This is a genomic window from Streptomyces sp. NRRL S-244 (assembly GCF_000717915.1).
GTDB lineage: Bacteria > Actinomycetota > Actinomycetes > Streptomycetales > Streptomycetaceae > Streptomyces.
The window spans coordinates 1-1,637 of record NZ_JOCX01000061.1; the positions used below are offsets into that span (position 1 = coordinate 1).

Consider the following 1,637-nt stretch of genomic DNA (forward strand, 5'->3'; position numbering starts at 1 on the left):
GGTGGGGGGAGGGGTGGGGCCGGATGCCCGGCTGGGTCGGTGTGGCTTGGCGGGCAGGTCCGGCTGCTGCGGGACCAACGGCCTATTCCGGGCCACGGCGGCCGTCACGTATTCTGTGGAGTGCAGAAGGGGAGTAGCTCTTCGCCGGACCGTCGACATACTGCTGGGTCACCCCAGCCGGCGCCCGGAGGCAGGCCGCACGTAGCGGCCGGCCAGCGAGACCTTCGGCCGCAGTGTCCTGACGCAATCAGGGCGCCGCCGAGCCGAAGCGACCCCTGAAAAACCCCAGGTCTCTCGGTATCGATGGCGTCCTGCCCGACCGATTGAGGTTCCGCCCCGTGTTCAGCAGTACCTTCAGCATCACCGTCACGGCGATCGCCTTCGGAGTCGTCTTCCTCGCGGAGCTTCCCGACAAGACCGCCCTCGCCGGACTGATGCTCGGCACCCGCTATCGCGCCTCGTACGTCTTCGCCGGCGTCGCCGCCGCCTTCGCCGTACACGTCGCACTCGCCATCGCCGCGGGCAGCGTGCTCACCCTGCTCCCGCACCGGCTCGTCCAGGCCGTCGTCGGCGTCCTCTTCCTCGCGGGCGCGGCCATGCTCCTCCTGAAGAAGAGCGACGGGGACGAGGAGGTCAAGGCGCCGGCCGACCAGTCCTTCTGGAAGGTCTCCGGGGCCGGATTCATGCTGATCCTGGTGGCCGAGTTCGGCGACCTGACCCAGATCATGACCGCGAACCTCGCCGCGCGGTACGACAACCCCGTCTCGGTCGGCATCGGCGCCGTCCTGGCACTGTGGGCGGTCGCGGGCATCGGGATCCTGGGCGGGAAGACGCTGATGAAGTACGTGCCGCTGCGCCTGATCACGAAGGTCGCGGCGTGCGTGATGGCGGCGCTGGCCGCGTTCTCGCTGTACGAGGCGATCGCCGGCTGATCTTGCGGGAGGCGTACGTGGGGGCGCATGCTCGCGGGCGTGATCGATAACGGTAACTCCGTGGGCACGCCCGGGGCCGAGCGGCGCTTCGGCTGGTCCAACATGTTCGTCCACCCCGAGGAGGACACCCGCGCCGATGGTGGGTTCCAGGGCGAACGTGCCGTCCTCGTCGGCTACCTGCGCGATCAGCGGCTGACGCTGGAGCTGAAGTGCGCCGGGCTCGACGCCGAGGCGATGGCGCGGCGCGCGGTTGAGCCGTCGAACCTGTCCCTGCTGGGGCTCGTGCGGCACTTGGCGGGAGTGGAACAGTACTGGTTCCGCCAGGTGATGGCGGGCGAGGACGTACGACGGCACTACCGGACGGCGGATGATCCGGCGGCGGACTTCACGGGGGCGGTGGCAGACCCGGAGGTGGTCGCGGACGCGTGGGCCACCTGGCGGGCGGAGGTCGCCTTCGCGGAAGGGGTGGTGGCCGGGGCCTCCGGGCTGGAGGTCGCGGGCGACAGCGGCGGAGAGCCGATGGAGCTCCGCGAAGTCCTGGTCCACATGATCGAGGAGTACGCCCGCCACAACGGCCATGCCGATTTCCTGCGGGAGCGGATCGACGGCCGGGTGGGGCAGTAGGGGGAGGAGGGGGCGAGAGGAAACTTCGGGGGGCGGGGTCGGGAGAGGCGGGGCGGGGGGCGGGGGGCGGGGGCCGGGTGC

At 70.9% G+C, this 1,637-nt stretch carries 2 protein-coding genes; both read left to right on the plus strand.

The features are described 5' to 3' along the window. Window positions 1-338 precede the first annotated feature (338 nt). On the plus strand, window positions 339-932 hold the full coding sequence (locus IF02_RS0131945; protein WP_030163303.1) for a TMEM165/GDT1 family protein: 594 nt from the start codon (window positions 339-341) through the stop codon (window positions 930-932). Window positions 933-1,034: 102 nt separating this feature from the next. Further along, window positions 1,035-1,556 (plus strand): DinB family protein, encoded by a 522-nt coding sequence (locus tag IF02_RS0131950; protein WP_199809312.1) that lies wholly within the window; start codon window positions 1,035-1,037, stop codon window positions 1,554-1,556. The last annotated feature ends 81 nt before the right edge of the window (window positions 1,557-1,637 follow it).

Excerpts from the sequence above, each read along its gene's own strand:
- IF02_RS0131950 (WP_199809312.1), top strand. The coding sequence starts at position 1,035 with ATGTTCGTCCACCCCGAGGAGGACACCCGCGCCGATGGTGGGTTCCAG.